A 4042-nucleotide genomic window follows, 5' to 3' on the forward strand; every position below is an offset into this window, starting at 1 on the left:
GTGTCAGAACTCTCATTATACAGGATTTGGGGAGGTGCTCTATTTTCTTGCCGTTTTATACTTAGAGCCGCAAGGGCTCAAAGATATGAAATTGATTCACGTATAAAGTTTTTTAGTTTATGGGAGGAGCATGTATAACAGACTGTTTGGCACTTCAAAATGAAAAGAAGTGCAAACCAATGACAACATACGAAATACTAAGCTTTTTCATTTCACTATCTAGTGAACAGATTGCATTAATATTGGTGTCTTTGTCAGTAATCTTTTTATTATCAAGAAAGAAGTAACCGCCCCCCATCGGCAGACGTGTGACAATTACTTCTTCCTTCTCGGCCAACTGCCTTTTCTATCCAACTATTTACACAGTCGAAAGATGTGCACTATTGACCTGTATTACATTTACTAGTATACCACTTTAGGACTGATTGTTCAATCAATTAATCCCTTTTTATTGCCTGCCACGTTTTTTATTCTATGATGAATTATCAATAAAGGCGGCCAAACCCACTCTTACATGGATTTTGCGCCCTATCTACCCTCGTTTTAGTCATTGATTAAAAAGCAAGCATAGCTCAACTTTATTTTAGCAGCATGCGCATTTAGGACTTACCGTTACACAATCTACACGTAACTATTACCCAGAATATGTAACATGTACTACTAATTGAAAAGTTTCTTTTAAGTTCCGGGCTGCACTAGTGACTAAGCGCTAAAAGGGATTAATCTCACATAAGACTTCTGAATCAATTATTCAATCTATTGAATAATTGATTGGACTGAATAGTCAGTTTATGATACGATTTACATGAGGGTATCCCATATTTATCCTTGGGTTATAGTGGATATCACACTTTGTTTCTGGAATTTTCCGTCGCAAATAGACATATACATATTGATTTCACATATACATAATAGTAGGGCTTTTTATATAATTTTTCAACCCTATAAATTCTGCATCTTGGTTTTAATTTATCTACAAAGAATAGAGGAAGGATTTTTTAAGCCCTTTGAAATGAAAGGAGGTGAAAACCAATGACAACATACGAAGTACTAAGCTTACTCATGTCACTATCTGGTGGATGGATTGCTTTTATGTCGGTGTCGTTGTCAGTTATCGTTTTCCTGTCTAGAGAGAAGTAACCGCCCCCCATCGGCAGACGTGTGGACAATTACTTCTTTCTTCTCGGCCAAATGCTTTTCCTACCCAAACAGCTACACCATCGTACGATACGTAAAGTCGAAAATGATTTTGTCTTACAGATTATTAGTATAGGACTGAGTGTTCAAACGCCCAGTCCCTTTTTATTCTATGTCACGTTTTTTATTATATGATGATATATCTCCAAAAGTGCAATGCTTTTTTGCTAGATTCATTGCCGAGTCTAGACTTCTTCGTATTTTGTTAATGATCATAGACTAAGCTTGCACGTAGAGGACCTACTGCGACTGACTATGTAGGTTCCGTTCAATTATAGTATGTAGCAAGAACTACTAATAGAAACAAATAGTTTACTATTTTTACTGCAACCGTGACTAAATACTGGTAAAGTCTCTTTCTTAGTGGATTCTGAGTCATACAATGAGGAGGTATAAAGTGGAGAATTTAGTTCATGTAATCCCATACGAAGTCATTGCTCAAGCCACGGAGGTCCATGAAGTTCCACCAGGTGTGGAATTAATTCAAGCACCCGCAATTTGGAAGGACACAAAAGGAAAAGGTATCACGGTAGCTATCCTGGATACGGGATGCGATAGTAGCCACCCCGATTTACAAAATCAGATTATAGGCGGTCGGAACTTTACGGATGATGATGGAAGCAATCCTGATATATTCCTTGATTACAATGGTCATGGCACGCACGTTGCTGGAACAATTGCTGCACAACAGAACGATAAGGGCGTAGTCGGAGTAGCTCCTGAAGCAAGTTTGCTTATCGTGAAGGTATTGAATAGAAAAGGCTCGGGACAATATGGCTGGATTATCGCCGGAATCCATTATGCGATTGAACAAAAGGTGGATATTATCTCCATGTCGCTAGGTGGCCCAACTGATATGCCAGAACTTCATGAAGCGATTAAAAAAGCCCTAGCTACTAATATTCTCGTAGTTTGTGCGGCTGGAAACGAGGGTGATGGTGATGATTCAACCGACGAATTCGCCTATCCAGGCTGTTATAACGAAGTCATTAGTGTGGGTGCTATAAATCTTGAACGGAGCCCTTCCGATTTTACAAACTCTCATAATGAAATCGATTTAGTTGCTCCGGGTGAAAAGATCCTCTCTACCTATTTAAACGGGAAATTTGCAACATTAAGCGGAACGTCAATGGCAGCACCCCATGTCTCCGGAGCGCTAGCCCTCATCAAAGGATTGGTCAACAACAGTTTCGGTCGAGACCTTTCAGAGCCAGAGCTCTATGCCCAGCTAATTAAAAGGACCGTTCCACTAGGATTCTCACCGAAGCTTGAAGGTAACGGGCTCGTTTATTTGACGGTGCTTGAACATTTGACTGATGTATTTGAGAAAGAAAGTAGAGAGTTGATTTTGAGTTCGCAGTGATTTGAATACAAAGTGGTGCACTAGCATTTTTCCAGGTATCAATAAATACAAAACGCGGCTAGTGTTTCCCCTGGCCACGTTTCGCTAAATGGATGAGTATGGAAGCAGGAGTTAACCTTGTTCGGAATAGGCGCTTCAGTTGGTGCGTTACCCTACAGATAATTACACTAATGATAAATACCAATTCAATAAAATCGACGTATTCAACTGGCGTATGCGCAGAATTCACTTTTCAGCTCCTTTGTTGAAAAGTGAATTCTGCTATTATTTTATTTCCGCTAACTTATACATTCGATCTTGTAGGCCGAAATCTTGAATCAAGACTGCCCTTCCCTCTCCAACTAGTCTATCCATATAAAATACACATAGGGGATATAGTTTCGTTCGTCCTGTTAAAAAACGCTCGGTATAATGTCCTGCATTGTGTAATTCTCCAGCGATTACCATACTGCTACTACAACCACTCTCTAGCATCCCGATGACAAATGCTTTTTCCGATTCTTTCAAATCGAAAGGGCCAATTGGTTTTGTATCATTGGTAAAATCCAATTCTCCGAAAAGGTTTATCGATTTCCTTTCATATTCTGAAATCGGCATTCTTTGCGGGGGCAAACTTCTCCATTCTTGCCGTTGCGCTTCAAACACAAGATGGCTTAGTTGTTTCTCTTCTCGCTTCGATAGTGGTAATCCGTCATTAAGTGTACTTCGCAATTCGTCCGGCAGCTCCAACGATTCTGGTATCTCAAAAGTTAGACGCCAGTTTTCTTTAAGTCTTTGTTCAACTTCTTCAATCTCACGATCTGCAGCATTCAAATACTTCCCTATTCCCCGAATTACCTGATCAGAAAACCCGGTTTCCGCCTGCAGATGATAAATGCCAAAGTTATGTATCTCAGCGGTTAAGCGATTTGTCACTGTGTATTGATAGCGTAGAACTTTCCCACAATCACACTTTAATGCACCAATCTCCCTCCACCTAGGACCTGCATCTTGAAAATTAGTCATATCCCACTCACCGATTGCATCACGATACTCAGCTAGAGCCAGCTGAAAAGCTTCTATTTTCTTTTTCTTTTGGAAACCCAAGAGCTTTTTCATTTGTACTTCAGTTAATTCTTCTGTAACCAATGCAACTTCCATTAAATCGACACCCCCAGTATAGTATAATTTTGTTATATTTTAACTATACCAATAGTTATAATAAAATCCACTACTAAACTACTGATAATTCATTACCTTCAAAAAAAATTAATTGGTTAATAACTAAAATTAAAACAACAGTGATAAAACTAGTTTCAAGAGGTTACCTTCTTTTCTATGCAATTATCGTTTCCCCGAATTGTCGAAGGAAAAACTTTTTTCACAAAGTTGTCCCCTATCCCCCACATTTCTTCTATATAAAAAATAAAGGGGATATTCTTTATGACAACTTACCTTTCTGAGTACGCACACTTCACAAACAAACACGATCAAGACGCCGCG

Annotated in this window: 3 protein-coding genes; 1 reads left to right on the forward strand and 2 read right to left on the reverse strand. The window is 39.1% G+C overall.

The window, feature by feature from the left end; translation table 11 throughout:
- Positions 1-154: 154 nt before the first annotated feature.
- Positions 155-337 (reverse strand): hypothetical protein, encoded by a 183-nt coding sequence (locus I2483_RS18945; RefSeq protein WP_207278616.1) that lies wholly within the window; start codon positions 335-337, stop codon positions 155-157.
- 1257 nt (positions 338-1594) lie between these two features.
- Between I2483_RS18945 and I2483_RS18950 the strand changes: the two genes are divergently transcribed.
- A complete protein-coding gene (locus tag I2483_RS18950; RefSeq protein WP_346267756.1) occupies positions 1595-2560 on the forward strand; it encodes a S8 family peptidase in 966 nt (321 codons plus the stop codon).
- Between the two features lie 264 nt (positions 2561-2824).
- On the opposite strand, the gene I2483_RS18955 is transcribed toward I2483_RS18950, so the two are convergent.
- Positions 2825-3700 carry a hypothetical protein gene (locus I2483_RS18955; RefSeq protein WP_207278618.1) on the reverse strand — a complete coding sequence of 292 codons (876 nt, stop codon included), beginning with the start codon at positions 3698-3700 and terminating at the stop codon, positions 2825-2827.
- Positions 3701-4042 lie beyond the last annotated feature (342 nt).

The organism is Sporosarcina sp. E16_3 (assembly GCF_017347125.1).
Lineage (GTDB): Bacteria > Bacillota > Bacilli > Bacillales_A > Planococcaceae > Sporosarcina.